Origin of the sequence: Paraburkholderia phytofirmans PsJN (assembly GCF_000020125.1) — a bacterium.
Taxonomy (GTDB): Bacteria; Pseudomonadota; Gammaproteobacteria; order Burkholderiales; family Burkholderiaceae; genus Paraburkholderia; species Paraburkholderia phytofirmans.
On the sequence record NC_010681.1, the window covers coordinates 499,185 to 524,040 of the forward strand.

The following is a 24,856-nucleotide window of genomic DNA, read 5'->3' on the forward strand; positions in this document are numbered from 1 at the left end:
ACGGAGTTGCCGATGTCATGGTTCACACAGCCGCGCACGCTGGAAATCACCGGCAAGGCGCTGCCGCAATGGGCGGGCGAACCGCTGTTCGTAGTCTCGCGTCTGCGGGGCAGGGAAAAGCTCGGCCACCTGTATGAGTACGACATCGAGGTCAGCACGATCGACGCTGCGGCGTTGAGCGCGAACGAAGCGCAGGCGCTGGTCGATGTGGATGCGCTGATCGGCAAGGAAATCACGCTCAACATTGCCGTCGAAGGCAACGGCACGTGGGTGCAGGGCGCCAGAGGCGATGCGGGCATGTCCAATATCGGCGCCGACATTCGCAAGCTGACGGGCCTGATCGTCTCGGCGCAGTGCGTCGGAGCGGACGACCGGCGCGCGTTCTACCGGCTCAAGCTGCGTCCGTGGCTATGGCTCGCGACGTTGAACCGCGATAGCCGGTTCTGGCAGGAACGCGACGTGATCGAAATAACGCGAGACGTCCTGCAGAAATATCCGTTCCCGTTCGAGCTGCGCCTCGCGGGTCCTGGCATGCAGCGCCGTCCGTATCCCAAGCGCAACTACCAGCGGCAATGGTGGGAGTCGGATTTTTGCTATCTGAATCGAATCTGGCAGGAATGGGGCATCAGCTTCTTCTTCGAGCGCAGCACGCTGGTGCTGTGCGATTCGCCTGGCGCCTATAAAAAGCACGGCCCCGCGTACCAGACGCTGCGCTATCTGGAGCGCGACGGTCAACGCATCGACGAGGAACACGTCCACGAATTCAGGGTTGCGCGGCAGCTCACCACGGGCAAAGTGTCGCTCACCGATTACGACTACACGCAGTCGCTGGGCAATCTTGCCGTTGCTCAGGAAGACTACGGCGGGCGGGCCTTCGACAACGCGGAGGAGTACGCGTGGGGCGACTACTCGCAGCCGATGGAAGGCCCCATGGGCACGCGCGGCCTGCACGGCGACGCGCAGTTCGAAGGCGAGCATCTGGCGCGCGTGAAGGTCGAAGCGCATCGCGCGAAAAGTCTGCGGGCGAAGGGCAAAGGCAACCTGCGCGGCTTGATGACGGGCTACACATTCACGCTCGAAGGCTATCCGCTCACACCAGGCGATGGCGAATATCTGGTCGTCTCGACCATCACTGAGATCGTCAACAACGACACGGTTACGCAGCGCGGCGCGATCGACCGCCAGTACAGCTGCACGACGAAGTTTGCGGCAGTGCCGGCCAACACCTTCTACCGCACGCCGCAGAAAGCGAAGAAGCCGCGCGCCTATGCGGAAGCGGCCGTTGTGACCGGCTATGGCGACGAACCGGTTTATTGCGACGAGTACGGACGGGTCAAGGCGCACTTCATCTGGGACCGGCTCGGCGAGAAAGATGAGAACGCGAGTTGCTGGCTGCGCGTGGCGTCACCCTGGCATGGCGTGGAACACGGCGCGATGTGGCTGCCGCGCGTCGGACACCATGTGCTGGTCGGCTACTACGACAGCGATCCTGACCGTCCCTACATCATTTCGGAGCATACGACTGAGTTCCACCAGGCGCCGTGGCAGTTGCCGAAGAACGACGCGCTGTCGGGGTGGCGCAGCCGGGACCTGAAGGGACTGGCTGCCAACAGCGTGGTGACGGACGACACGCCGGGCCAGTTGCAGGTGCAGGTGGCCAGCGACCATGCGCAGTCGCGGCTGGTGCTGGGCTACAACACGCGCATCGACGGGCATAGCGGACGCGACAAGGCGCGCGGCGAGGGCTTCGAACTCGCGACCAACGCGTGGGGCGTGATGCGGGCCAACAAGGGCATGCTCATTACCACGCAGACGCGCGCGGGCGCTTGCGCCGCCGCCAAGGACAACGATGAGATTGTCGGCCGGCTCGAAAAGGCGCAGGTGTTGCACGACGCGTTGGCGCAAGTCGCGGTGCAGGGCGAAGCGCAGGAGGCGGAGGGCCACCAGGCGGACATTGCCAGAACGATCCAGGCGCAAAACGAACAGCTTCGCGGAACGGCTGCGACGGACGCCGCGTTTCCACAGCTGAGCGAACCGCACCTGCTCATCGACGGCAAGGCTGGCGTCGAAATCGCGTCGCCTGCGACCGTGCACATCGCGGCCCAGCAGGCTGCGGTGACCGCTGAAGGACATGTGGCCATTGCGAGCGGACGCAGCCTGTTCGGCACTGTGCGAGACACCATCCGGCTTTTCGCGCAGCGTGCCGGCATCAGGCTGTCGGCGGCGGCGGGCGACATCGTTTTGCACGCGTTGACGAGTTCCATCAGCCTCGATTCCGCGAAGTCCATCACGCTTTTGAGCAAGGTCGTTCGGATTACCGGTGTTGAAAAGCTGGAGCTGCAAGGCGGCAAGAGCAGGTTGGTGCTGGATGACTCCGGCGCGCAGATATTCACGCCGGGCAAGTTCGCCGCGTTTGCCGCGACGCATTCACTGCCCGGACCGAAGAGCACGCCTGCGGACCTTTCGCCTAAAGGCGTTTGTATAGATTGTCTGCTCAAGGCCGCGAGAGGTGGATCGGCTTTTGTGATCCGCTAGTTCACATTCATCGGGAGCAATGGGCTATGGGTAGTCGATCGGGCTTTTTGGGGACGAGCGTTTGGTTGAGTGGATTGGTGGTTTGCGCGGGTGTAGCGGTGTCTGGATGTTCAGGTATCCGGAGTGATGTGGCGAGTACTGTGGACCTGCCGCCGTATGTTGAACTTCTCGGTGGTGGCGTCAGGGCGCTGAACTATACGCCTTGGTACATCCATGCCTTCGCGATCACGGGCCCGAAGGGTAGCGGTATCGGTGGCGGTGGCGGTGGTCCAAACGTCTGGCCGATGAAAACGGGTAGTAACAAGCCTTCGGGTGGTGCAGGAGAAACTTGCTGCATGTCGTTTCCACGCGAATGGCAACCGGACCTGAAACTGACCGTGCGCTGGCTGGTGGACAAAAAGAGCGACGGCAAGACGCCAGGCTATTGGTACAAGGCCGAGAACGCGCGGATCGCACAGTACGACGGGAGAAATGCCGGCGCAGTGTGGGGCATCTTTCTGCCCGGTGACAGGGTGCGCCTCATGATCACCGACGGTAACCGTAATGGCGGAAACAACGTCAATGACCGTCCAGCCGATGACGATCCCTACGTGGTGCAGGGCGCCATTGATGAGGAATGGAATCGCCTTTATCGCGACGGCGGAATGGAGTGAGGATTCGATGGCTGAGGCAACGGCTGGATGGGAGATTAGTGCAGCTATCGGAACGCGCATGACTAGCAGATTCGAAACGCGGCAGCCGTTAGGCAGCACTGAAACAATGCGTATTGGAGGGCGATTGCAGAGGCACAACATCATAGAAGCAGACACGATGTTTCAGACGATCAACAACGGTTTGTCGAAATCGCGAGTGGCGAAGTCTCGTCTGTTCAGGAGTCTGTTGCTCTCACTGTGCGTATCACTGACTGGATGCTCAGGTGTCAAGAACCATGCGGTGAACATGGTGGACGTGCCTCCTCATATTGAGCTGGCGAGCGACGGTGTATGGGCGCTCAACTACACACCGTGGTACATCCACGCCTTTGCAATCACGGGCCCGAAGGGTAGCGGTATCAGTGGTGGTGGTCCGAATGTCTGGCCGATGAAGCAGAGTGGCAGGCCCGCTGGCGGAGGAGCGGAGGTCTGTTGTATGTCCTACCCACGCGACTGGCAACCGGACCTGAAGTTGACCGTGCGTTGGCTAATGGACAAAAAAGGCGATGGTAAGACGCCGGGATACTGGTACAAGGCGGAGAACGTGCGGATCGCACAGTACGACGGGAAAAACGCCGGAGGAGTGTGGGGCATCTTTCTACCTGGAGACCGGGTTCGCATCATGATCGTTGATGGCAATCATGATGGCGGAAACAACGCCAACAACCGTCCGACCGACGACGATCCATACATTGCTCAAGGCGTTCTCGATGACGAATGGAACCGGCTGTATCGCAAGGGCGGAATGCAATGAAGTTTCAATGGATAGCAATGCTACTGGGCGGAGGACAAGTGCAGGTATCGAAACGCGATGATGTTTTGCGCGACAAGGTGCGGCGAATGCGCGATGAGACAAGACGGGAATTAGTCTGCCCCGCATGCGAGTTCAGGACGACTCCACACAAGCTGAGCGAAGCACAAGAACGGGTCGGGAAAGTGGGCGCGACATTTCGCGCGACCAGCGACTGGGTGTCGAAGTTGCTGCCGAAGAAGTCCGGTCTGTCCAGGGGCGTGATGTTCTCAGTATGCGTATTGCTGGCTGGATGTTCCGGTGTTCGGAGTGATGCGACGAGTACTGTGGACGTGCCGCCGTATATTGAACTTCTCGGTGGCGGCGTCAGGGCACTGAACTATACATCCTGGTATATCCACACCTTCGCGATTACCGGCCCGAAGGGTAGCGGTATCGGTGGCGGTGGTCCAAACGTCTGGCCGATGGACAAGGGCAGCGATGAGCCTTCCGGTGGAGCAAAGGAAACCTGCTGCATGTCATTTCCACTCGAATGGCAACCGGACCTGAAACTGACCGTGCGCTGGCTCGTCGAGAAAAAAAGGCCGGATGGCAAGGTATTCGGCTACTGGTACAAGGCCGAAGGCGTGCGAATCGCGCAGTACGAAGGAAGAAAGGCGGGAGCTGTGTGGGGCATTTTTCTGCCCGATGACAGGGTTCGCATTATGGTCACTGACGGCAACCGCAATGGTGGAAACAACGTCAACGACCGTCCGGCAGATGACGATCCCTACATCGTGCAGGGTGTCATCGATGACGAATGGAACCGGCTGTATCCCCCCGCCCATGACTAGCAGATTCGAAGTGTGGCGAACGTTTGAGAGGCCAGAAACAATGCCTATTGGAGGGCGATTGCAGATGCAAAAAATCGTAGAAGCAGACACGGTGTTTCAGAAGATCAACAACGGGTTGTCGAAATCACGAGCGGTAAAGTCTCGTCTGTTCAGGAGTCTGTTGCTCTCACTGTGTGCGTCACTGGCTGGATGCTCAGGTATCCGGAGCGATGCGGCGAGTACTGTGTACGTACCTCCACATGTCGAGCTTCTGGACGGTGGCGTCAGGGCGCTGAACTATACGCCTTGGTACATCCATGACTTCGCGATCACGGGCCCGAAGGGTAGCGATATCGGTGGCGGTGGTCCAAACGTCTGGCCGATGGACAAGGGTAGCGACGAGCCTTCCGGTGGAGCAAAGGAAACCTGCTGCATGTCATTCCCGCTCGAATGGCAACCGGACCTGAAGCTGACCGTGCGCTGGCTGGTGGACAAAAAGCGCGACGGCAAGACGCCGGGATATTGGTACAAGGCGGAGAACGTGCGGATCGCACAATACGACGGAAGAATGGCGGGAGCAGTGTGGGGCATTTTTCTACCCGGTGACAGGGTGCGCCTCATGATAACTGACGGCAACCACAATGGTGGAAACAACGCCAACAACCGCCCCGCGGACGACGATCCTTACGTTGTGCAGGGTGCAATTGATGAAGAATGGAACAGGCTGTATCGCGACGGAGGAATGCAATGAGTATCCAATGGCCGGAAGAAATGGCGGATGGAGGGCGACTGCAGCCGTCCGAAAGCGATGATGCATTTCGCGATGGCGCGCTGCGAATGCACGACGAAACACGCTCATGCGAGCAGACACTCCATATCAGCTTGTTTTTCGACGGCACGAATAACAACGACGACAAGAAAAATCCGCGGCGCGATTCTCTCAAATATTGCCATACCAACGTCGCCAGATTATTTAAAGCGGCAATCGAAAAGAATAGCGATGGTCTGTTCCCATTCTACATTCCCGGCGTAGGTACTCCGCTACCAGACATCGGCGAAAAGACTTATTTGCAGATGGGCAAGGCCATGGCCAAGGGCTTCAACGCGCGTTGTCTTTGGGGCTTTACCCGCGTTCTGAACGCAGTCTATGAGACTGTCGCACCGGACCGAACCCATCTTCTAGTCCCGGTAGACAAGGCCAAGCCCCTGTGCACCGCAGGCGCGGACGGCGACATGAGCGGCTTCAACGACCTCATCCAGATACTCGGCGTAACACACAAGGATGCAGTAGATAACGGCGACAAACCACGCACCATCAAAAAAGTCTGGATCAACGTGATCGGCTTTTCGCGTGGTGCAGCGGGTGCGCGTGCGTTCGTTCACAAACTGGTCAACGAATGGGCGCCCGGTGGCAATCTGGTGAAGTTCAGCGGCAAGTATGCAATACCTTATCAGGTCAACTTCATGGGGCTTTTCGACACGGTCGCCTCCGTGGGGCCGCCTGAGTTGACCCGTGCATCGGTGGATATCGGATCATTCGACGGCCACTTCGCTTTCGCCAATAACGGCGCGATGCGCATTCCCAATTCCGTCCGCTATTGCGTCCACGCGTTTTCGATTCACGAACAGCGCATGAGCTTTCCCGTCGATTCGATACGCGATGTGGGCGGTTATCCCGGCGGAGTGCGTCTTGAAATTGCCTATCCAGGCGTGCATTCGGATGTCGGCGGCGGATACGCGCCGAACGAGCAGGGCAAGGGGCGTGGGTCCGGTCGCGGTAATCATGACAGCGGCAAACTAAGCCAGATCCCGCTGCACGACATGTATATTCACGCGCTCAAATATGGTGTCCCGCTGCAGAGCGGTTGCGATATCCTGGCTCAATCCGACACTGCATCCGACTTCTCCCTCTCCCCCCAAACCATCACCGCCTTCAACGACTGGCGCAAAACAGCCGGTCCGATCGGTAGCATCGAAGATGCGATAAAGCACGGCATGACGGAAATGCTGGCGTGGCGAACGCTACGCGCCAAGGTCGGCACGGCCGACTACGTGACCGAGCAGGAATTCTTCCGTCTCGCGCAAGAGGACAGCATGACACCGCATAAGGTGGCCCTCGACGTAGACAGAGCCAGAAAAACAGACCCGGAATACCAGGCGCTCGCCAACCGGCTGTCGAAATTGCTGGCAGAGAAATCCCGCCTGGCGGACAACCGCACCTATCCGACCAACACGCCGCGCATCGCCCAGCTCGACGGCCAGATCAGCGCGACGCGCGAGTCGATGGACCGGCGCACGGAAGCGATCTGCGGCTCGGTCGGACATCCGGAAAAGAAAGATCCGTCTCCCGCGCGTCCCGGCGAAGGGCCGTGCGATGTCACCACCAATGACCAGAACGATCTGCGTCAGGGCGCCGAAGAGATGCGCTTGCTACTCGGCTTTCTGCATCCTGAGCAACGCAAGATTCCCTGGCAAGTAACGGAAACAGTTTCAGCTCACTCGGTGTACGAGAACTCTCCCTATGCGGGTCAGACGCGAACCACGCTTTCGGTGTCGCATGACCACCCAGGCAGCGATTCGCCGCACGTAGCGCTTGCCGAAAGCGGAATTCTGCTCGCAACGACGTGGAGCACGATCTTAAGCAATTTCAGTACGGGCGACGACCTCCTGGCCGCGCCGGCGCGCGGCGTCACGAGTTTTCTGAAAAAGCATGCTTCGTTGGAGGCCGCTGCGCGGCTTCGTCCCGAAGCCATCTATCTTCTCGACAACTATGTTCACGACAGCCGTATCTGGTTCCGCGTGCCGTGGTTTCACGAATACGCGCCGGGCGGCTACGGGTGGCCGCGCGTCATTTTTATCGGCGGCACGCAGCGGATCGCTTACCTGGGCCTCGCGTCCGAATCGGAACCGCTGAAGGTGGGCAGTATCCAGCAGGCCGCATGGGCGTAACGTAGTCGCGAGAAAAAGTGATGCAGAGAGTTTCTGGGAAAATGGCCCCGCAGATGTTCGGACTCGTCGACGGAGCCGCGTCGCCCGGCAAGATTCAAGCTTTGCTCGAAGAGTCGGGGAGCGCATTCGTCTCGGTATATGAAGGCCTTCCCGAAGAGCAGGCAGGAGCGGCTTCGCTCTTTCTAGTGCGAATCGACAACCCCATGGCGCCGTGGGCACATGAACTGGATCAGATCGATTTGCACTCGCCGTGCCTCGTGCTCATCTGGAGCGATGTCGAACTGTCCGATCTCGCCGCGCACCTGCGCGCTTTTCTGTTCGCGGATATCGGTGACGGAATGACCGCAATGGTCCGCTATTTCGATCCCCGCAACACGGGTGCCGTATTCGGCGTCTGGGGCGAGCAACTACGCGATATGTTCATGGCGCCGATCGAGCAGCTCAAATATCGCGGACGCAGCGAACAGTGGTTCACCGTCTCGAACCGGTCGGAAGAAGCGGGGCGGGTGAGCAGGTCTGTCGTCGTCCGGCTCGACCAGCAGGATATCGACGCGCTCACGGCGCACACGGAACCGGACCACTTGATGGCGTCGCTTACCGACCTTGGCCATATCGACGAAGCACGCCCTTACCGTGAACGCTTCCTCGATTTCGAACCTCGCTACCAGCGAGCGCTCGACTGGGGACTCGTCGAAACCCGGGACAGGTTGGCGTATTGCGACTTCGCCTATCGATACGGCGACGGCTTCGACCGGGAAGCGAGTATCCGCGACGCGCTCGACGCGCGCCGCCGCAATGCCGAATCGTTTGAAAATGCGATGCACCGCGTGCCGGCACGCGTCTGGCGCGCACTCAAGCGCGCACGCCAGGCTGAGGGCCGCGCGGTTGCATCACAAGACGCTACGCATGAAAAGGACGCGGTATGGCGCTGAAAATAATTCTCGTGAGTGATTCGACCTCGCACGGCGGCCGGGTTATCACCGGCTCTCACTCACGGCTGGCAATAGCGTGACGCACATCGGCACCGGCGCCCGCCGCGCCATTATCAACCGTCTGGGAAGACTGATCGCCCCAAACAACTGCATTATTCACCGCATATAACCGGCAAGGCGCCGAACTCTGCTTCTGGCAATTCGCGACCGCGACCGACATCGGATCATCGCCACCTTCAGCCCAGGACCAAGCCCCCGAGTCAGAAACAGCAAACGCCCGGCTAGGAAACTGATGCAAGAAATTCCGATACCCATTCCGCCCGGCTTCATCGACAAACGGCACGGCGTCGACCGCATCGACAGCGGCAAACCCGCTCGCCTTCGGCATGGACGGATCCGATACGCGGTACTGCACGCCAGTCGGCATGCCGACCTGCGCAAGGAATGCTTCGACCGCCGGCCACCACACGTGCACGCCATCACGATCCCCGACCAGACGATGCGCGTCGTTCTTGTAGTTGCCGAAATCCACCATCTTCGCGCTCGCGCCGTGCGCGCCATAAGCGGCGTACATGCCGGCCACCAACGGCGCGTTCCAGACCGAATCGTTATCGCCGTACATCCACAGCGACGGCACCTTGGTCTTCTCGCCGTAAGCACCGAACGCACGCATTAGATTGCCTTGCCAGTCGCTGCACGCGTCCTGCCGCAAGCCACCCGAGAAGTTGATTAATGCCCGCACGCCCGGCGCGGCTTCGGTGCCGTACGCCATCGTTGCAAGACCGCCGTGCGAGGTGCCGGCCACGACAATGTGTTTGGCATCGACATAAGGCTGCTTCGACATGAAATCAATCGTCGCGGCGACGTCGCCGGCTTGGCCGATGCCGTTCTTTTCGACATCGCAGCCATCCTGCTGATACACGCCATCCGAATGGCCGAAACCCTGGCGGTTCGGCGCGACCACCACGTAGCCGCGCCGCACGAATTCGCGCGCGAGCGGCAGCGGGTCGCTGCGTTCCTGCGTGTGCGGATCGCCGGGGATCTTGCCGTGGTTGAAAACGATCATCGGAAACGGGCCAGCGCCGTCCGGTTTGTAAATCGTCGTTTCGAGAGTGACCGTGCCGGCTGCGTCGACCGGTACGCGGATGATCTGTTCGTTAAGACCTGCGGTGGGCAGATAGACGTCGTCGTCGAGCGCGATGCGCGGCACGTGTGCGCGGGTCAACGGTCCCGCCTGGGTGTCCGCGAGCGGGTCGGCGTGCGCGAGTGCGACAGCGCACGTAGCCGCTGCACAGATCACCGCACACTTCGTCAGAACCTTGCTGAACACCATTCACGCACCTGCCTCAAAAACCTGCCCTGAACACCGTGGTGTCTATCTGTCGAAAGTCATTGCTGACATTTGCCTTTCGGGCAGGTTTTCGACAAACAAAAACACACTCGCGTACGGAGTGCACCAGAGGCGCACGCACGCTAATCGAGATCGCACGGGATGAACCCAAACGGCCGACGCGACCCCACGCGCCGATGATGAGCGCCACGGCTGCTGCCGAAACCGCCGCCGGAACCACACTGTCTGGTGCCCGGCAGGGCTTCCTGCGCATTTTGCGGAGTTGGTATGGACCGGCTCTCGCAACGTGACGTCATGAAGCTACGGCCTCATCCTGGCACGACAATTTTGTTTTGTGCAATCAAGGAGAACCCGCGCCGCAAAAATTGCCGCGTGCTGTTGGGTCGCGTGAGGCCGGTCGAGGAAGGCTTCACGAGTGTTTTGCGCACCGAAGCAATCAGGCGTGGCGCGGGTCGTGTGGCATCGCGCCAACAAAAAATTGGCCCCGCTATCAGGGCCATATGTGAGCGCGGTGTAAGGACGCTGTGTCGGTTTGTAAGGGGCAGAAAGGGACTTTATTCGCTGACGTCGCCGTCGACGTAGCGCCAGCGGCCGTCATCGCCGCGAACGAAGCGGCTCAACTCGTGCAACCGATGTGCGCGGCCACCCACCTTGTAGCGTGCGACAAATTCGACCGTCGCGTGGTCGGGGTCGGTTTCAGCGAACGCCTTGATCTGCAGTCCGAGCCAACGCGGCGCGTCGGGCGCGGCCGGGTCTGCGTCGAGATCGGCGGGGCAGGTGTGCGGCGCCCACGTGGCGCGCAGATAGTCGGTTGCGCCCAACACATACGCGCTATAGCGCGAACGCATCAGTTCCAGCGCCCGTGGCGCCGCTTCGCCGTCGTCGATGTAGCGGCCGCAGCACTGCGCGAAGCGCGGCGCTCTGGCACCGCTACGCTGGTCAGGCGCGGCGCCGCCGCACGGACAGTCGGATGGTCGTTGCATCGACAACAGTTGCTTGTTCATCGGACTTTCAGCCAAGACCGCGTGCGATCAAAATTTTCTGGATGTCGCTGGTGCCTTCATAGATCTGGCAGACACGCACGTCGCGGTAAATCCGCTCGACGGGGAAGTCGCTCAGATAGCCGTAGCCGCCATGAATCTGCAAGGCGGCCGAACAGATGCGCTCGGCGGCTTCGGACGCGAACAGCTTGGCCATCGCGGCTTCGGTCAGGCACGGTTGGCCGGCGTCTTTCAACGACGCGGCGTGCCAGATCAATTGGCGCGCGGCTTCGAGTTGCGTCGCCATATCGGCGAGGCGGAATTGCACGGCCTGGTGCGAAAAGAGCGGCGCGCCAAAACTCTCGCGCTCCTTCGCATAACTCAGCGCCGCTTCGAACGCGGCGCGCGCCATGCCGACGCTTTGCGCCGCGATACCGATACGGCCGCCTTCCAGCCCCGACAACGCAATCCGATAGCCTTCGCCTTCCGCGCCGATCAGATTCGCGGCCGGCACGCGGCAGTCCTCGAAAATGATCTGCGCCGTATCCGACGAATGCTGGCCGAGCTTGTCCTCGACTCGCGCGACGACGTAGCCCTTCGTGTCGGTGGGCACGATGAACGCGCTGATGCCGCGCTTGCCCGCCGCTTTGTCGGTCACGGCCATTACGATCGCGACGTTGCCATTCTTGCCGCTCGTGATGAACTGTTTGACGCCGTTCAGCACGTACGCATCGCCGTCGCGGGTGGCGGTGGTGCGCAATGCGGACGCGTCGGAACCGGCTTGCGGTTCGGTCAGGCAAAACGCGCCGAGCATCTCGCCGCGCGCGAGCGGCGTCAGCCAGTCGCGTTTCTGCGCGTCGTTGCCATAGGTCAGCAGAATGCTGCACACCGGGCAATTGTTGACGGAGATGGCCGTCGAGGTGCCGCCGTCGCCGGCAGCGATTTCTTCGAGAATTAGCGCGAGCGCCAGCGCGTCCATGCCGGCGCCGCCATACGCTTCGGGTACCAGCACGCCGTACGCGCCGAGCTCCGCGAGTTGCCGATGCACATCCTTCGGAAAGGTGCGCTCGCGGTCCCACACGGCCGCGTGCGGCGTGATCGCTTCGCGCACGAAGGTGCGCAGCGCATCGCGGACCATCAAGTGATCCTGATCAAGCACCATGAGTGTGTCTCCTTGCCGGCTCGTTGCTCACCAGTCGAGCAGCGTGCCGTCGTATTGATAGAAGCGGCCATTGAACTCGTCGCGCGCCGCGGCGGCCTGCGCCAGCACTTCACGCATGCCGGTGACGCTGCGTGCCGGATCGATCGCCGCCTGCGCGCCGCCCATGTCGGTGCGCACCCAGCCCGGATGCAACGAAACGCACGCGGCGCGCTTCGCTTCCAGCGACGCGAGTTTCAGCGCGTCGTTCAACGCCGCCTTGCTCGCGCGATACAGCCATCCGGTCGTGCCGCTCGCGTCGCCGATGCTACCCATCTTGCTCGAAATCACCGCGAACACGCCGCCGGCTTCTTCGACGAGCGGTAGCAGGATCGGCATCAACTGCATCGGGCCGCGCACGTTGGTGTGCATGACGTGGTCGAAGTCTTCGGCGGTGATCGTCTCGATGCCCTCCGTGCGCGGGCCATACACGCCCGACACCAGGATCGCCGCATCGAGCCGTTCACCGTCGAGCTTCCAGCCGAGCGCGGCGATTTCTTCCGGCGCGCTCACATCGAGCGAAAAAGTTTCGGCGCCGAGTGCCTTCAATGCATCGAGCGCGGCGCCGTCGCGCGCGGTGGCGAGCACGCGCCAGCCGCTCTTCTTGTACTGCCGTGCAAACTCCTGGCCGATGCCGCGCGACGCACCGACGATCAACACTGTCTTCATGTAATACCTCAGCAAGCCGTCAAAACAGCGCGCTTTGAAAACGCGCGTTACACCAGTTCGATACCCATCGCCGTCGCTTCGCCGCCGCCGATGCACAGCGTCGCGACGCCGCGCTTCAGTCCACGTTTCTTCAGCGCGCCGATCAGCGTGACCAGAATCCGCGCGCCCGACGCGCCGATCGGATGGCCGAGCGCACAGGCGCCGCCATTCACATTGACCTTCTCGTGCGGCAGATGGTGTTCCTTCATGGCCGCCATCGTCACCACGGCGAATGCTTCGTTGACCTCATACAGATCGACTTCATCCGCGCGCCAGCCGTTCTTCTCGAACAGCTTGCGAATCGCGCCGACCGGCGCGGTGGTGAACTTCGCCGGTTCCTGCGCGAAGGTCGAGTGGCCCACTACGCGCGCGATCGGCTCGACGCCGAGACGCCTGGCCGTCGATTCGCGCATCATGACGAGCGCGGCCGCGCCGTCGGAAATCGACGACGAGTTCGCCGCCGTCACCGTGCCGGTTTTGCTGAACGCGGGTTTGAGCGTCGGAATTTTTTCGGGATTCGCCTTGAACGGCTGCTCATCGCGATCGATGGTGACATCGCCCTTGCGGCTCTCCACCTTCACCGGTGCGATCTCCCAGCCGAACGAACCATCTTCGTTGGCGCGTTTCGCTCGATTGAGCGACTCGACGGCGAACGCGTCCTGCGCCTCGCGCGTGAAATCGAACGACGCCGCGCATTCCTCGGCGAAGGTGCCCATCAGACGGCCTTTTTCGTAGGCGTCTTCAAGGCCGTCGTAGAACATGTGGTCGATCACCTGACCGTGGCCCATGCGCATGCCGTTGCGTGCTTTGGGCAGCAGATAGGGCGCGTTCGTCATGCTTTCCATGCCGCCCGCGACGATCACATCGACGGAGCCCGCCGCGAGCATGTCGTGCGCGAACATGGCCGCGCGCATGCCGGAGCCGCACATCTTGTTTACCGTGGTGCTGCCGGTGGCGAGCGGCAAGCCCGCGCCGAGCGCGGCCTGACGCGCGGGCGCCTGACCGAGGCCAGCGGGCAGCACGCAGCCCATTACCACTTCGTCGACCTGTTCGGGCTTCAAGCCCGCGCGTTTCACGGCCGCTTCGATTGCCACCGAGCCCAACTGCGGCGCTGTCAGCGCGGCGAAGTCGCCTTGAAATGCCGCCATCGGCGTGCGAGCCACGCCCACGATGACGATCGGATCACCTTTTGTCTCACTCATGTTTAAGCTCCTTGATTACGCCTTCGACGATAGCCGGCACGTCGCCGAGCTGAGCCGCATCGGCGGCCACCACGTCGTTCTCTGCCTTGTGCGGGCCACTAGCTGACACTGCCGCCACGCACTTCTGATAGGTGGCCTCGAGCGCACCCGGCTCGCTGACCATCATGCCCAAATTGCGCACCTTGCCGTCATGCACGCCGTACGCCCAGGCGTGCACCGTCAATTCCTGGCCGCGCGCCCATGCATCGTTGACGATGGTAGTGCGGCATACGTTCATCACCTGTTCGATCGCGTTCAGTTCGACCAGCCGCCGGTGACGCACCTCGCCGATCGGCCATTCCTCGATCAGCGCCGCGTGCTTGGTGCGCACGTCCTGCACGTGATGCAGCCAGTTGTCCGCGAGACCCACGCGCCGGCCGTGCAGCGCCGCGCCGACGCCCGAGCAGCCGTAGTGGCCGACCACCATGATGTGCTTGACCTTCAGCAGATCGACGGCGAACTGGATCACCGAGAGACAGTTCAGATCGGTATGCACGACCACGTTGGCGATGTTTCGGTGCACGAACACTTCGCCCGGCGGCAGGCCGATGATCTGATTGGCCGGCACGCGCGAATCCGAGCAGCCGATCCACAGATACTCGGGCGTCTGCTGGTGAGCGAGGCGCGAGAAATACTCAGGGTCTTCGGACAGCTTGCGGGCGACCCACGCTTCGTTGTTGTCGAACAGATGCGAGAGCGGATTGTCAGGAGTGGAAGCGTTCGTGTTCATGGTGCGTCTTGGCGGTTGCTCGACCGATTCACCGGTCGATGTCGTTACATAAGATTCGGACGAGGCATCTGAAGATGCGAGCGGCGCGTGAGCTTCACGCCACCCGCACGCTGCGCGCGTCGGCTGGCGCATCCGGTTCGGGCGATGCGCGGCCGGCGGCATCGGCAAAGCGTTCCGGATAGCAGTTGCAGAAGCGCGCGCTGTCGTCGTACGGGAAAAAGTCGGGCAGTTCGCCTTTCAATAGATGATCCTTGTGCCGTTGCCATAGCGCAGGATCGAAGAAGTCCGCGTGATGCTGCATGAAGGAACGGCGCACGCGTGGGTCGCCGAGCAGAAATGTGCCGTACGTTTCCGGGAAGATGTCGTGCGGGCCGACCGAGTACCACGGCTCGCCCGACATTTCGTCCTCCTCGTTACGCGGCGCCGGCACTGCGCGCACGTTGCAGTCGGTCAGATATTCGATTTCGTCATAGTCGTAGAACACGACGCGGCCGTGACGCGTCACGCCGAAGTTCTTGTACAGCATGTCGCCAGGAAAGATGTTCGCCTGCATCAGTTCCTTCACCGCGTTGCCGTATTCCTTGATGCCGTGCTCGACGTCCTCGTCGTTGCCGTTCTGCAGGAACAGGTTGAGCGGCACCATGCGGCGTTCGATATACATGTGGCGAATCACGAGGTTCTCGCCCTCGTATTCGAGCAGCGACGGCACTTCCTTTTCGAGCTCGCGCACCAGCGCGTCGTCGAGACGCGAGCGGGGCAACGCCACGCTCGAATATTCGAGCGTGTCGGCCATGCGGCCCAGCCGGTCGTGCCGTTTGACGAGCTGATACTTGCTCTGGATCTGCGCGCGCGTGGTTTCCTTCGGCGGCGGGAAGTTGTCCTTGATCAGCTTGAACACGTAGGGAAACGACGGCAGCGTGAACACCAGCATCACGAGCCCCTTGATGCCGGGCGCGATGATGAACTGATCGCTCGAATGCGAGAGATGATGCAGCAGGTCGCGATAGAACAGATTCTTGCCCTGCTTCTGCAAACCCACCGACGTATAGATTTCCGCCTTCGGCTTGCCCGGCATGATGGTGCCGAGAAATTCGACGTAAGCGGACGGCACTTCCATATCCACCAGAAAGTACGAATGCGAAAAGCTGAAAATGATCAGCAGCTGTTCACGCTTGAGCAGCACGGTGTCGAGCGCGAGCACGCCTGGCTTGACATGACGCAAGGGCACAGCGAACGGCAGCAGCAGGTCACCGTTGATGATGCGTCCGACGATATACGCCGACTTGTTCCGGTAGAACAGCGACGAGAGCACGTGAATCTGGAAATTGGGCGCTTCGTCGAACGCACCGAATGCGTCGTGGATCGCTTGCATCACGCAGCCGACGTCGCGCGTCAGGTCTTCGAACTGCGGCTCCAACTGGAAGTTCGTGACGATGCGTTCGAGCGTGGCCGCGAGTCCGTCTTTGCCGGGATAGTACGCACGGTAAGTCGGTTTCGCGGCCGGTTCATCGTTCTCGATGTATTCGGTCGAGATGGCCGGTCGTACGAAAATGAAGTCGTTGTTGAAGTACGAGCGGTGCAGGATCTTGCAGCACACCGAATTGAAAAACGTTTCCGCGCACTCCGGCTGACGGTGCGTGGTCAACAGGCCGATGTAATGGAGCTTGATCTGCTGCCACACTTCGCTGTCGATTTTTTCCGCGTCGTATTCGTCTTCGAGCAGTTCGACGCATTCGTCGACGCGCTCGTCGTATGAAGTAATGCGATCGCGCGCGAGCTTCTGCAGTCCGTGCCAGTCGCCTTTTTCGAAGAGCGTCTTGGCGTGGATCGCGGCGTCGCGAAAGATCCGGTAATGCCGGTCGAACCCTTCGAGCATGGTCTGCGCGAGGTCAAAGCCGATCTGCGACGACAGCAGTTTGGGGAAGTGATTCATGTCGACCGCGCATTCGCCTCATGTCGTGAAGACACCCGTGATTGTATCGTTCGGGTGGACCTGCGACGCATCGCGCCGCGCTTGTTCAAGCCGGTTTGGCTTCGCGCGTGCCGCCTTCCAGCAGCGCGCGCGCCTGGGTTTCGTACTGCGCGAGGTCTTCGAGCGTCGCGTTCAGGTCTTCCAGTTGACGCTCGAGCACTTCGCGGTGACGCGCCACCGTGGCGAGGAACGCGTGCAACTGCGGCACCGTGTCGGTCGGCGACTCGTACACGTCCAGCAGATCGCGGATCTCCGATAGCGTGAAGCCGAGCCGTTTGCCGCGCAACGTGAGCTTAAGACGCGTTCGGTCGCGGCCCGAATAGACGCGCCGCAGGCCACTCGACCCTTCGCGGCTCGGCGAGAGTAAACCCTGGTCTTCGTAAAAGCGGATGGCGCGCGGCGTGACGTCGAATTCCCGCGCGAGCTCGGTGATCGTGTATTGCGTGTTCATCGGGGCATTCCGTGGCCGGGCAGAAAATCGGATTGGACGATAGAATCGACGTTTACGTTATCGTCAACTTGAGTTGAACGCAACCAGGCGCAGTACGGCAGCGATACGTCACTCGCGCGCCGCAACCACGCCGACCGGCATCGCACACCTCGCCATGCCGGCCGGCCGACGGAGGAAGACACCCACAATGAATGCACTCGAACATCAACTCGACTACCCGTTCGGCGACACCTTGCCGGAAGCGGGCCGTGCGATGGAAGTCGCGCCAGGCGTGTTCTGGCTGCGCATGCCGCTGCCTTTCGCGCTGGATCACATCAACCTCTGGCTGCTGCGCGACGAGATCGACGGACAGCAGGGTTGGACGGTGGTCGACTGCGGCATTACCTCGGACACGATCAAGGAGAACTGGGAGAAAGTGTTCGACTCGGTGCTCGACGGTCTGCCGGTGCTGCGCGTGATCGTCACGCATTGCCATCCCGATCACATCGGCCTCGCGCACTGGATTTGCGCCGGCGGCGACAAAAAGCGCTGGGACGTGCGGCTATGGATGACGCTCGGCGAATACATGCAGGCCCGCGTCATGGCTGCCGGCGACGGTTCGAATGCGGGCGGCGAGGGCGCGGCGCGGCACTTCGCGCGGCACGGCGTGACCGACGAAGAGTCGCTCGAGAAACTGCGCAATCGCAAGAGCTATTACGCGAGCCTCGTGCCGGCGATTCCGGGGCAGTATCGTCGCTTGCGAGAAGCCGACGAAGTGAAGATCGGCGGCAAGACGTGGCGCGTGGTGACCGGCTTCGGCCATTCGCCGGAACACTGTGCGTTGTTCTGCGAAGAGACCGGCGTGCTGATTTCCGGCGACATGGTGCTGCCGCGTATCTCGACCAACGTGTCGGTGTTCGATATGGAGCCTGAAGGCACACCGCTCGCGTTATATCTGGAGTCGCTCGGCCGTTACGAGACGATGCCGGAAGACACGCTCGTACTCCCTTCGCATGGCAAGCCGTTTCGCGGCGTGCGTACGCGGGTCCGGCAATTGCGCGAGCATCACGACGCGCGTCTAGCCGAAGTGCGCGAGGCGTGCGCGGAGAAACCGCAGAGCGCCGCGGATATCGTGCCGCTGATGTTCAAGCGGCAACTCGATATCCATCAGATGACGTTTGCGATGGGTGAAGCGCTGGCGCATTTGCATCTGCTGTGGCTTGCGGGTGAGTTGAAGCGCAAGCAGGATGCGGATGGGGTGATTCGGTTTTCGGCGGTGTGATTGAGGTGATGTGCCGATGGGAGAGGAAAGCCCGCAGGCGCGGGCTTTTCAGTGGTCAACGCGACACTGAAACGTACTATTTGTCATCTTGCGTGTCGTCGATCTTGGTGATCTTCCAGACACCATTCTGTTTGCGCAGAAACGCAATAATGGTTTTCTTCTCTGCGGATCCGAACGTAACGGGAACGAGCGCGACATCGTCAAGCATGACCGCGGGATGCGTTGCAATGTGCGCGAGCCAATCCTGCTCGTCGTAATCCTGTACCTTTGTAAAGTACTCGGCCCTTTCGGCAAACTTGTTTTGCTTATATTCGGCCCTGAGGAAGTCGACGGTTGACCTCGATACGTAGCGATAGACTTCCTTGTCCATGAGAGCATAACCGCGGTCTTCTGAATCCCGCTTGATGAACCATGTATAGAAAGCCTTGGTGCTGGCCTCGGGCGTCGTGACCTGGCGCGTCTGCGCGAGCGCCAGCGGCTGAAAGAAGCTGCCGGAAATGACGAAGAGCGCCGCAATAAGCATGAAGATTTTTCGCATGATTCGCTAGTCGTGACGGTAGATTTGATAAGGCGGACCTGCGCTCCGGTACGCGGGGCCAGGATAAAAGCCGTATTGTTGTCTGAAATCGGAAATCCAGATTCGTCCGTCGTACATGGCCATATGACCGTCCGGATGGTTCGCGATAGCCTGAATTACGACGACATCCCCTTTCTGCGGATTTGCGTCGCTTACCTCATAAAAGCCTGTGCAGATCAATGAAGAGCCGTAGTTCCTCGCCGAGTACATCACCATGAGTGAAATTCCGCCGCGCTGGATGGCCTCTCGCACGTATCTTGCGCAACGTTGGTGGCTTGATGGCTCCGCATGCCATTGAAGATAGTCGACGGCGGAATTTATATTCCAATAAGACATAAAATAGGTATCCAAATTAAATTCGAATCCTAACGTCGTTCGTTGACGTGATGCTAAAAAATTGACAAACTTTTAACGTTTCCTGCAATTAGTGCGTATTGCAGAAGTCTTTTTCATCGAGATACCCGCAGCGCATAGCGTATTGCGCGAATCAGTAGTCGAGCCTCGGATGCAGGTAAAGAAAAGCCCGGCGCTTTCGCAACCGGGCTTTCTTCCGCATGCTGCACGTTCAAAGCAACGCTATCACTGCACAGACACAGCCCCGAAGTTCTGCCGCCCAAATGGACTCACGTGATAACCGCTCACATTCGTGCGAGTGATGGCCGCCGCGGTCGGATACCCGAGCGGAATCCATAGCGCCTGATCGTGAATGATCTGCTGGGCCTGCTCATACGCCTTCGCGCGCTTGGCCTGATCCGGCGTTGCCTTGCCGTCTGCGATCAGCTTGTCCAGATCCTGATCGCAGAACCGCGCGAAGTTGATCCCCGACTTCACCGCATTGCAACTGAATAGCGGCGACAGATAGTTGTCCGGATCGCCGTTGTCGCCGGCCCAGCCCATGAAGAGCGAATCATGCTGGCCTTGCTTGGCCTGCTTGATCAACTCGCCCCATTCGATCACCTTCACATCGGCCTTCACGCCGATCTTCGCGAAGTCGGCCTGCAGCAGTTCGGCGCCGGCCTTCGGATTCGGATTCAGCACGCTGCCGTTCGGCCGCACCCAGATCGTCGTTTCGAAACCGTTCGGATAGCCCGCGTCGGCGAGCAGTTTCTTCGCCTTCGCCGGATCGTACGGCCATGCCTTCACGGCTTTGTCGTAGCTCCACGTGTTCGGCGGATACGGATTCACGGCCGGCGTCGCCGTGTTGTCGAACACGGTCTTCAGATAGGTGGTGCGGTCGAACGCCATGTTCAGCGCGGCCCGCACCTTCTGGTTGTCGAGCGGTTTCTTCTGCGTGTTCAACGCGACGAACGCTGTCATGAACGCGGGCGTCTGTACGATGGCGAGCGATTTGTCGCCCTTCGCTTCAGCGAGATCCTGCGGCTTCGGCGACAAAGCGATCTGGCATTCGCCGGCCTTCACTTTCTGCGCCCGCACCGTGGCGTCCGGCGTGATCGCGTAGATCAGGCGGTCGATCTTCGGTTTCGGGCCCCAGTAGGTCGGATTCACGTCGTACCGAATCACCGCGTCTTTTGTATAGCTCTTCAGCTCGAACGGACCGGTGCCGATCGGCTTCGAGTTCAGATCGACCTGCTTGCCGGCCTTGAGCAACTGGTCGGCGTATTCGGCCGAATAGATCGAGGCGAAACCCATGGTCAGGATCGACACGAAGGTCGCGTCGGGCGCGTTCAGTTCGAACTTGACGGTGTTGTCGTCGACCTTGCTGATCGACTTGATGAGCTTCGGCAAACCCATCGACTGCGCATGCGGGAAGCCGCTCGCGCCCGCTACCTTGTGCCACGGATTGCTGTCGTTGAGCATGCGGTCGAACGTGAAGACGACGTCGTCGGCATTCAGCGCGCGAGTGGGCTTGAAGTAGTCGGTGGTCTGGAACTGCACGTTCGGGCGCAGATGGAACGTGTAGGTGAGGCCGTCGGCGCTCACGTCCCACTTGTCGGCCAGCGCGGGCACCACTTTCTTCTCGGCCTCGTCGTACGAGACCAGCGAGTTGAAGATCACGTCGGCCGACGCGTTGGTCGTGACGAGCGAATTGAACTGCACGACATCGAAGCCGTCAGGGCTCGACTCGGTACAGACGGTCAGCGGTTTGGCGAGCACGAGCGCGGGCGCCGTGAACAGTACGGCGGCTGCGAGCAGTTTGAAGCGCATAGGATCTCCCATAACAAGCGCAGTCAGGCAGTGCGTCTGGTTGTGTGGTTATGTTCCGTTGACGAAGGACGGGCGGCCGTGCGGCGTAGCCGTCGTCTTTATTGTGATACGTTTCCGGCGCTGGCGCATGGGTCGACAATAACGCCGACGCGGGCGCGGGCCTTCGCGAAAGCTTATCGAAGGGTCGTTGCGACGACAACAACATAATCCGCATATCCATATGGCGGGCGCGGGCCAGGTTTCAGGTGCGCTGTCCCTGCACGCGCTCAGGCCGCCGCAGCGCGCTGCAGCAGGTAAGCGATGCCTTCGATCGCGCGCACGCCGTACCACGACACCATTTCCCCATCGATCAACTCGATGCGCTTGCCGGCCAGGCGCGGATCGCGTTTCAGCGCGTCGCAATGGACCTGCGTGAACCGATACGGCTCGCTGGAGAGCAGAATGCGGTCGACCTGGGCAAGCCACGGCGCGGTGTCGAAGTCGAGCGTCGGGTAACGCGCGGCACCTGCCGCGCCGCCTCGCACGTCCGGCAGCGTGTGCCAGTTCACTAGCCGCAGCATGGTCGAAATATAGGTGTCGCGCGCTACGGTCATCCACGGCTCGCGCCAGATCAGATACAGCACGTTTTGCGCAGCGAACGCGTGCGCCGCCGCTTCGCGAAGGCGGGCTTCGAGCGCTTCGCTGAGGCGCTGCGCTTCCTGCGCACGATCGAAGATCGCGCTCAGCAGCGTGTAGAGCGCCAGATTGTCCCGCGGCGTTTGAGGATGCGTCACGACGATATGCGGCACGAACGCGCGCAACTGCTCGACGGTATCGCGCTCGTTTTCGTCGATATTGACGATCAGATGAGTGGGGCGCAACGCACGAATGGCGTCGAAATTCACGGCCTTGGTGCCGCCGACCTTGCGGACCTGCTGCACCTTGTCGTGGGGATGCACGCAAAAACCGGTGCGGCCGACTATCTGCCTGTCGAGTCCGAGCGCGAACAGCAGTTCAGTGATGCTCGGCACCAGCGAAACGATACGCGGCGCGGCGCCTGCTGGTTCGTGCGCGACGCCGGCTGCATCGACCGCACGGGATTGCATGGCTTACTCGGCTTCGGCGGTGGCGCGCGGCTTGCGCGGCGCGCGCTCGAAAGCGCGGTCGTACAGCCAGCGAGGCAGCACGTGCAGCAGCATGGCCACCACGCGCATTTGCCAAGGAAACACCGCGAACGCCGTTTGACGCTCGATCGCCTGCGCCACCTTGACGGCGAAGCGGTCGGCGTCCATCAGGAACGGCATGGTGTACGGATTGTGCTCGGTCATCGGCGTGCGAATATAGCCGGGCGCAATCGTGACCACGCCGACATCATGCGGCCGCATTTCGACGCGCAACGCTTCCAGATATTTGAGCGCCGCCGATTTCGACGCGCTGTACGCGCCGGAGCCCGGCAAGCCGCGCACACTGGCGACGCTGGCGATACCCACCAGCGTGCCACGTTTCGCGGCGATCATCGCGGCGGCGAACGGCTCGAAGGTGGCGACCATGCCGAAGTAGTTGATGTCCATCACTTCGCGGAACGTGCGCAGATCGCCGTGACCGGTGACCGCGCCGCGGCTGATGCCTGCGTTGGCGATCACGACATCCGGCAAACCGTGCCGCGCGATGAACTGTGCGGCCGCGTCGGCGAGCGCTTCGGCGTCGCGCACGTCGACGGAATAGATGGAGACGGTGTTCTGCGGATGGGACTGCTGGAAGGCGGCGAGGGCGTCGCCGCGGCGGGCAACGAGGCCAAGAATCGCGCCGCGCCGCGCATATTCGGCGGCGAGCGCGAGGCCTATGCCACTCGAGGCGCCGGTAATGAAAACCTTCAGGGGTGAACTCATTCCGGCGCCTCGGCTTTACATCTTCTTGGCGCGGACCTGGGCGACCAGGTAGTCGAGCACCTGGATCGTGCCCGGCAGGCTGTTGGTCGCAGCCGGGCCGGTTTCATACTTGCCCTGCACGGCCAGCGTCGGCACGCCGTCGATCTTATAGTCGTCCAGCAGCTTCTTGTCTTTCTGCAGCGCGCTTTGCGTCGAGAATGAGTTGTACGCGTCCATGTACTTCTTCGGATCGACACCGTTCTTCGCGAGGAACTTGGCCTGATCTTCCGGCGTCAGCAGGTAGTCCTTGTTGACGTGGATTTCGTTGAAAACCTTCGGCGTGAGTTGGGTGGCGAGACCGAGCGCGTCGAGCGCGTGATACATCTTGGAATGCGGAATGAAGTCGTCGCGGAAGGCGACCGGCACGCGCTTGAACACCACGTCCGGACCCTGCTTCTTCACCCACGCTTCGAGGTACGGGTTGAATTCATTGCAGTGCGGGCAGCCGTACCAGAAAAATTCGGTGACTTCGATCTTGCCGGCGGGCACGTCGGTGGGCTGCGCGGTGGGCAGCACGGTGAAATCCTTGCCCGACACCGGCGCGGTGGGCGATGCCTGTGCCGAGGCGGCAACAAGGCCCAGCGAGAGGAACAGGATGCTCAGCAGTTTCTTCATGTTGTGTTGACCCAAGTAGGCGTAAAGCGGTGGCGCCACGCAAATGCCCGTCACCGTCTTCGAGATTCGGCGTTGAACGGTTTCAACCGTCCATCGTGCTTGTGACACGCGCCGCACGCCGATAGTTCGGCGGCGGCGCGTTCCGGCAAATCACCGTATATTTATTGTTGGCTTATTGCTTCGTGAAACGGATCACTGCGGTATCCACGCCCGCGTCCGACAAACGCTGACGGCTCGAATTCATGTCTTCGAACTTCGAGAACGGCCCGATACGCACGCGGTAATACGTGACGCCGCCGGCGTCGCGCTGCGTGACTTTCGATTCGAAGCCCTGGAAGGCGAGACGCGCTCGCTGCTGTTCGGCGTCCGCCGAGGTCTTGTACGCGCCCACTTGCAGGAAGTAGCCGGTGTTCGCATCGCCCGGCGCGGGCGCCGCGCCCGAACCGGGCTTGGCGTTGGCGGCCGTGGACAACGTGCTCTTCGGCGCGGAACCCGCCGCGGTAGCGGTCGGCGCGCTGGAGGCTTGCGGCTTCTTCGCCGGCGTGGTGGCCGTGCCGTTGCCGTTATCCTGCGCGGGTTTCGGCGCGACCGCCGTGCCGTTCGCGTTGCCGTTGTTTCCGCTGTTGCCGTTAGCCGGCGGCACTTCGACGATCTGCGGTTCTTCCAGCATGCCCGACTGCGTCTGCGAATTGGTCTGGCCCGGCGCGGTGTTCGGCGGCGCGGGTTGCGCGGCTTGCGGCACCGGCTGACCCGGCGTCTTGCCTTGCAGCGGACGGTTCGGATCGTACTGCGGCTGACTCGCGCCGGAATCCGACGCCGCGGGCGGCGCCACCTTCGAGACAAAGGGCGTAGGCGCACGGGTGATATACAGCGCAACCACTACCGCGATCGCAAGGCCGACGATCAGGCCCAGCACGATGCCGAGAAAAGTCCCCCCGGTTTGTTTCGATTGCTTTGTTGTGCGGCGTGGTTTTGCCATCGTATGAATCACCTGCAAAAAGAATCCTGGAACGACCGTCGATTATAAC

General features: G+C 61.2%; 22 protein-coding genes. 8 read left to right on the top strand and 14 right to left on the bottom strand.

Annotated elements, in window-relative coordinates; genetic code table 11:
- Positions 1-12 precede the first annotated feature (12 nt).
- The 7 genes from BPHYT_RS02175 to BPHYT_RS02205 all read left to right on the top strand — a co-directional run bounded on the left by BPHYT_RS02175 (position 13) and on the right by BPHYT_RS02205 (position 8,671).
- Entirely contained in the window at positions 13-2,535 is a 2,523-nt protein-coding gene (locus tag BPHYT_RS02175; protein ID WP_012431517.1) for a type VI secretion system Vgr family protein, read from the top strand.
- 140 nt (positions 2,536-2,675) lie between these two features.
- Positions 2,676-3,188: a DUF3304 domain-containing protein gene (locus BPHYT_RS36890; protein WP_238535615.1), complete on the top strand. Its 513-nt coding sequence runs from the start codon at positions 2,676-2,678 to the stop codon at positions 3,186-3,188.
- Between the two features lie 157 nt (positions 3,189-3,345).
- A complete protein-coding gene (locus tag BPHYT_RS02185) occupies positions 3,346-3,981 on the top strand; it encodes a DUF3304 domain-containing protein (protein ID WP_167315742.1) in 636 nt (211 codons plus the stop codon).
- Positions 3,978-4,811, top strand: a complete 834-nt coding sequence (locus BPHYT_RS02190; protein ID WP_012431520.1) for a DUF3304 domain-containing protein — start codon at positions 3,978-3,980, stop codon at positions 4,809-4,811. Before BPHYT_RS02185 ends, BPHYT_RS02190 begins: the two co-directional genes overlap by 4 nt.
- Before the next feature lie 64 nt (positions 4,812-4,875).
- A complete protein-coding gene (locus tag BPHYT_RS02195) occupies positions 4,876-5,541 on the top strand; it encodes a DUF3304 domain-containing protein (RefSeq protein WP_012431521.1) in 666 nt (221 codons plus the stop codon).
- Positions 5,538-7,739 (top strand): T6SS phospholipase effector Tle1-like catalytic domain-containing protein, encoded by a 2,202-nt coding sequence (locus BPHYT_RS02200; protein WP_012431522.1) that lies wholly within the window; start codon positions 5,538-5,540, stop codon positions 7,737-7,739. The genes BPHYT_RS02195 and BPHYT_RS02200 overlap by 4 nt, the downstream gene beginning before the upstream one ends.
- A gap of 20 nt (positions 7,740-7,759) precedes the next feature.
- On the top strand, positions 7,760-8,671 hold the full coding sequence (locus tag BPHYT_RS02205; RefSeq protein WP_041758219.1) for a DUF4123 domain-containing protein: 912 nt from the start codon (positions 7,760-7,762) through the stop codon (positions 8,669-8,671).
- Between the two features lie 55 nt (positions 8,672-8,726).
- On the opposite strand, the gene BPHYT_RS02210 is transcribed toward BPHYT_RS02205, so the two are convergent.
- The 8 genes from BPHYT_RS02210 to BPHYT_RS02245 all read right to left on the bottom strand — a co-directional run bounded on the left by BPHYT_RS02210 (position 8,727) and on the right by BPHYT_RS02245 (position 17,302).
- Positions 8,727-10,004, bottom strand: a complete 1,278-nt coding sequence (locus BPHYT_RS02210) for a dienelactone hydrolase family protein (protein WP_012431524.1) — start codon at positions 10,002-10,004, stop codon at positions 8,727-8,729.
- 572 nt (positions 10,005-10,576) lie between these two features.
- On the bottom strand, positions 10,577-11,026 hold the full coding sequence (locus tag BPHYT_RS02215; RefSeq protein WP_012431526.1) for a YchJ family protein: 450 nt from the start codon (positions 11,024-11,026) through the stop codon (positions 10,577-10,579).
- A 7-nt stretch (positions 11,027-11,033) separates the two neighbouring features.
- Positions 11,034-12,164, bottom strand: coding sequence for an acyl-CoA dehydrogenase family protein (locus BPHYT_RS02220; protein WP_012431527.1), 1,131 nt, complete (start codon positions 12,162-12,164; stop codon positions 11,034-11,036).
- A 27-nt stretch (positions 12,165-12,191) separates the two neighbouring features.
- Positions 12,192-12,869 (bottom strand): SDR family oxidoreductase, encoded by a 678-nt coding sequence (locus tag BPHYT_RS02225; RefSeq protein ID WP_012431528.1) that lies wholly within the window; start codon positions 12,867-12,869, stop codon positions 12,192-12,194.
- Between the two features lie 47 nt (positions 12,870-12,916).
- Positions 12,917-14,110, bottom strand: coding sequence for an acetyl-CoA C-acetyltransferase (locus BPHYT_RS02230; protein WP_012431529.1), 1,194 nt, complete (start codon positions 14,108-14,110; stop codon positions 12,917-12,919).
- On the bottom strand, positions 14,103-14,879 hold the full coding sequence (gene can / locus BPHYT_RS02235; protein WP_012431530.1) for a carbonate dehydratase: 777 nt from the start codon (positions 14,877-14,879) through the stop codon (positions 14,103-14,105). The genes BPHYT_RS02230 and can overlap by 8 nt, the downstream gene beginning before the upstream one ends.
- A 94-nt stretch (positions 14,880-14,973) precedes the next feature.
- Entirely contained in the window at positions 14,974-16,812 is a 1,839-nt protein-coding gene (gene aceK / locus BPHYT_RS02240) for a bifunctional isocitrate dehydrogenase kinase/phosphatase (RefSeq protein ID WP_012431531.1), read from the bottom strand.
- 85 nt (positions 16,813-16,897) lie between these two features.
- Entirely contained in the window at positions 16,898-17,302 is a 405-nt protein-coding gene (locus BPHYT_RS02245) for a MerR family transcriptional regulator (RefSeq protein ID WP_012431532.1), read from the bottom strand.
- Positions 17,303-17,489: 187 nt separating this feature from the next.
- On the opposite strand from BPHYT_RS02245, the gene BPHYT_RS02250 reads away from it, so the two are divergent.
- Positions 17,490-18,563 carry an MBL fold metallo-hydrolase gene (locus BPHYT_RS02250; RefSeq protein WP_012431533.1) on the top strand — a complete coding sequence of 358 codons (1,074 nt, stop codon included), beginning with the start codon at positions 17,490-17,492 and terminating at the stop codon, positions 18,561-18,563.
- A 76-nt stretch (positions 18,564-18,639) separates the two neighbouring features.
- Here the strand turns inward: BPHYT_RS02250 and BPHYT_RS02255 are convergent, their stop codons facing one another.
- The 6 genes from BPHYT_RS02255 to BPHYT_RS02285 all read right to left on the bottom strand — a co-directional run bounded on the left by BPHYT_RS02255 (position 18,640) and on the right by BPHYT_RS02285 (position 24,825).
- Positions 18,640-19,101 carry a DUF3828 domain-containing protein gene (locus tag BPHYT_RS02255; RefSeq protein WP_012431534.1) on the bottom strand — a complete coding sequence of 154 codons (462 nt, stop codon included), beginning with the start codon at positions 19,099-19,101 and terminating at the stop codon, positions 18,640-18,642.
- A 618-nt stretch (positions 19,102-19,719) separates the two neighbouring features.
- Positions 19,720-21,306: an ABC transporter substrate-binding protein gene (locus BPHYT_RS02265; RefSeq protein WP_012431536.1), complete on the bottom strand. Its 1,587-nt coding sequence runs from the start codon at positions 21,304-21,306 to the stop codon at positions 19,720-19,722.
- A gap of 266 nt (positions 21,307-21,572) precedes the next feature.
- The gene (locus BPHYT_RS02270; protein WP_012431537.1) at positions 21,573-22,391 is read right to left on the bottom strand and encodes a cobalamin-binding protein; all 819 of its coding nucleotides are present in this window, start codon (positions 22,389-22,391) and stop codon (positions 21,573-21,575) included.
- A 3-nt stretch (positions 22,392-22,394) separates the two neighbouring features.
- Positions 22,395-23,174, bottom strand: coding sequence for an SDR family oxidoreductase (locus BPHYT_RS02275; RefSeq protein ID WP_012431538.1), 780 nt, complete (start codon positions 23,172-23,174; stop codon positions 22,395-22,397).
- Positions 23,175-23,189: 15 nt separating this feature from the next.
- Positions 23,190-23,828: a thiol:disulfide interchange protein DsbA/DsbL gene (locus BPHYT_RS02280; protein ID WP_012431539.1), complete on the bottom strand. Its 639-nt coding sequence runs from the start codon at positions 23,826-23,828 to the stop codon at positions 23,190-23,192.
- A 172-nt stretch (positions 23,829-24,000) separates the two neighbouring features.
- Entirely contained in the window at positions 24,001-24,825 is an 825-nt protein-coding gene (locus BPHYT_RS02285; protein WP_012431540.1) for an SPOR domain-containing protein, read from the bottom strand.
- Between the last annotated feature and the right edge of the window lie 31 nt (positions 24,826-24,856).

Coding starts and splice junctions, on each gene's coding strand:
- BPHYT_RS02250 (WP_012431533.1), top strand. CDS start 17,490: ATGAATGCACTCGAACATCAACTCGACTACCCGTTCGGCGACACCTTG.
- BPHYT_RS02200 (WP_012431522.1), top strand. CDS start 5,538: ATGAGTATCCAATGGCCGGAAGAAATGGCGGATGGAGGGCGACTGCAG.
- BPHYT_RS02265 (WP_012431536.1), bottom strand. CDS start 21,306: ATGCGCTTCAAACTGCTCGCAGCCGCCGTACTGTTCACGGCGCCCGCG.
- BPHYT_RS02185 (WP_167315742.1), top strand. CDS start 3,346: ATGTTTCAGACGATCAACAACGGTTTGTCGAAATCGCGAGTGGCGAAG.
- BPHYT_RS02245 (WP_012431532.1), bottom strand. CDS start 17,302: ATGAACACGCAATACACGATCACCGAGCTCGCGCGGGAATTCGACGTC.
- BPHYT_RS02275 (WP_012431538.1), bottom strand. CDS start 23,174: ATGAGTTCACCCCTGAAGGTTTTCATTACCGGCGCCTCGAGTGGCATA.
- BPHYT_RS02255 (WP_012431534.1), bottom strand. CDS start 19,101: ATGCGAAAAATCTTCATGCTTATTGCGGCGCTCTTCGTCATTTCCGGC.
- BPHYT_RS02205 (WP_041758219.1), top strand. CDS start 7,760: ATGCAGAGAGTTTCTGGGAAAATGGCCCCGCAGATGTTCGGACTCGTC.
- BPHYT_RS02230 (WP_012431529.1), bottom strand. CDS start 14,110: ATGAGTGAGACAAAAGGTGATCCGATCGTCATCGTGGGCGTGGCTCGC.
- BPHYT_RS02210 (WP_012431524.1), bottom strand. CDS start 10,004: ATGGTGTTCAGCAAGGTTCTGACGAAGTGTGCGGTGATCTGTGCAGCG.
- BPHYT_RS02195 (WP_012431521.1), top strand. CDS start 4,876: ATGCAAAAAATCGTAGAAGCAGACACGGTGTTTCAGAAGATCAACAAC.
- BPHYT_RS02215 (WP_012431526.1), bottom strand. CDS start 11,026: ATGAACAAGCAACTGTTGTCGATGCAACGACCATCCGACTGTCCGTGC.
- BPHYT_RS02220 (WP_012431527.1), bottom strand. CDS start 12,164: ATGGTGCTTGATCAGGATCACTTGATGGTCCGCGATGCGCTGCGCACC.
- BPHYT_RS02280 (WP_012431539.1), bottom strand. CDS start 23,828: ATGAAGAAACTGCTGAGCATCCTGTTCCTCTCGCTGGGCCTTGTTGCC.
- BPHYT_RS02270 (WP_012431537.1), bottom strand. CDS start 22,391: ATGCAATCCCGTGCGGTCGATGCAGCCGGCGTCGCGCACGAACCAGCA.
- BPHYT_RS02175 (WP_012431517.1), top strand. CDS start 13: ATGTCATGGTTCACACAGCCGCGCACGCTGGAAATCACCGGCAAGGCG.
- can (WP_012431530.1), bottom strand. CDS start 14,879: ATGAACACGAACGCTTCCACTCCTGACAATCCGCTCTCGCATCTGTTC.
- BPHYT_RS02225 (WP_012431528.1), bottom strand. CDS start 12,869: ATGAAGACAGTGTTGATCGTCGGTGCGTCGCGCGGCATCGGCCAGGAG.
- BPHYT_RS02190 (WP_012431520.1), top strand. CDS start 3,978: ATGAAGTTTCAATGGATAGCAATGCTACTGGGCGGAGGACAAGTGCAG.
- aceK (WP_012431531.1), bottom strand. CDS start 16,812: ATGAATCACTTCCCCAAACTGCTGTCGTCGCAGATCGGCTTTGACCTC.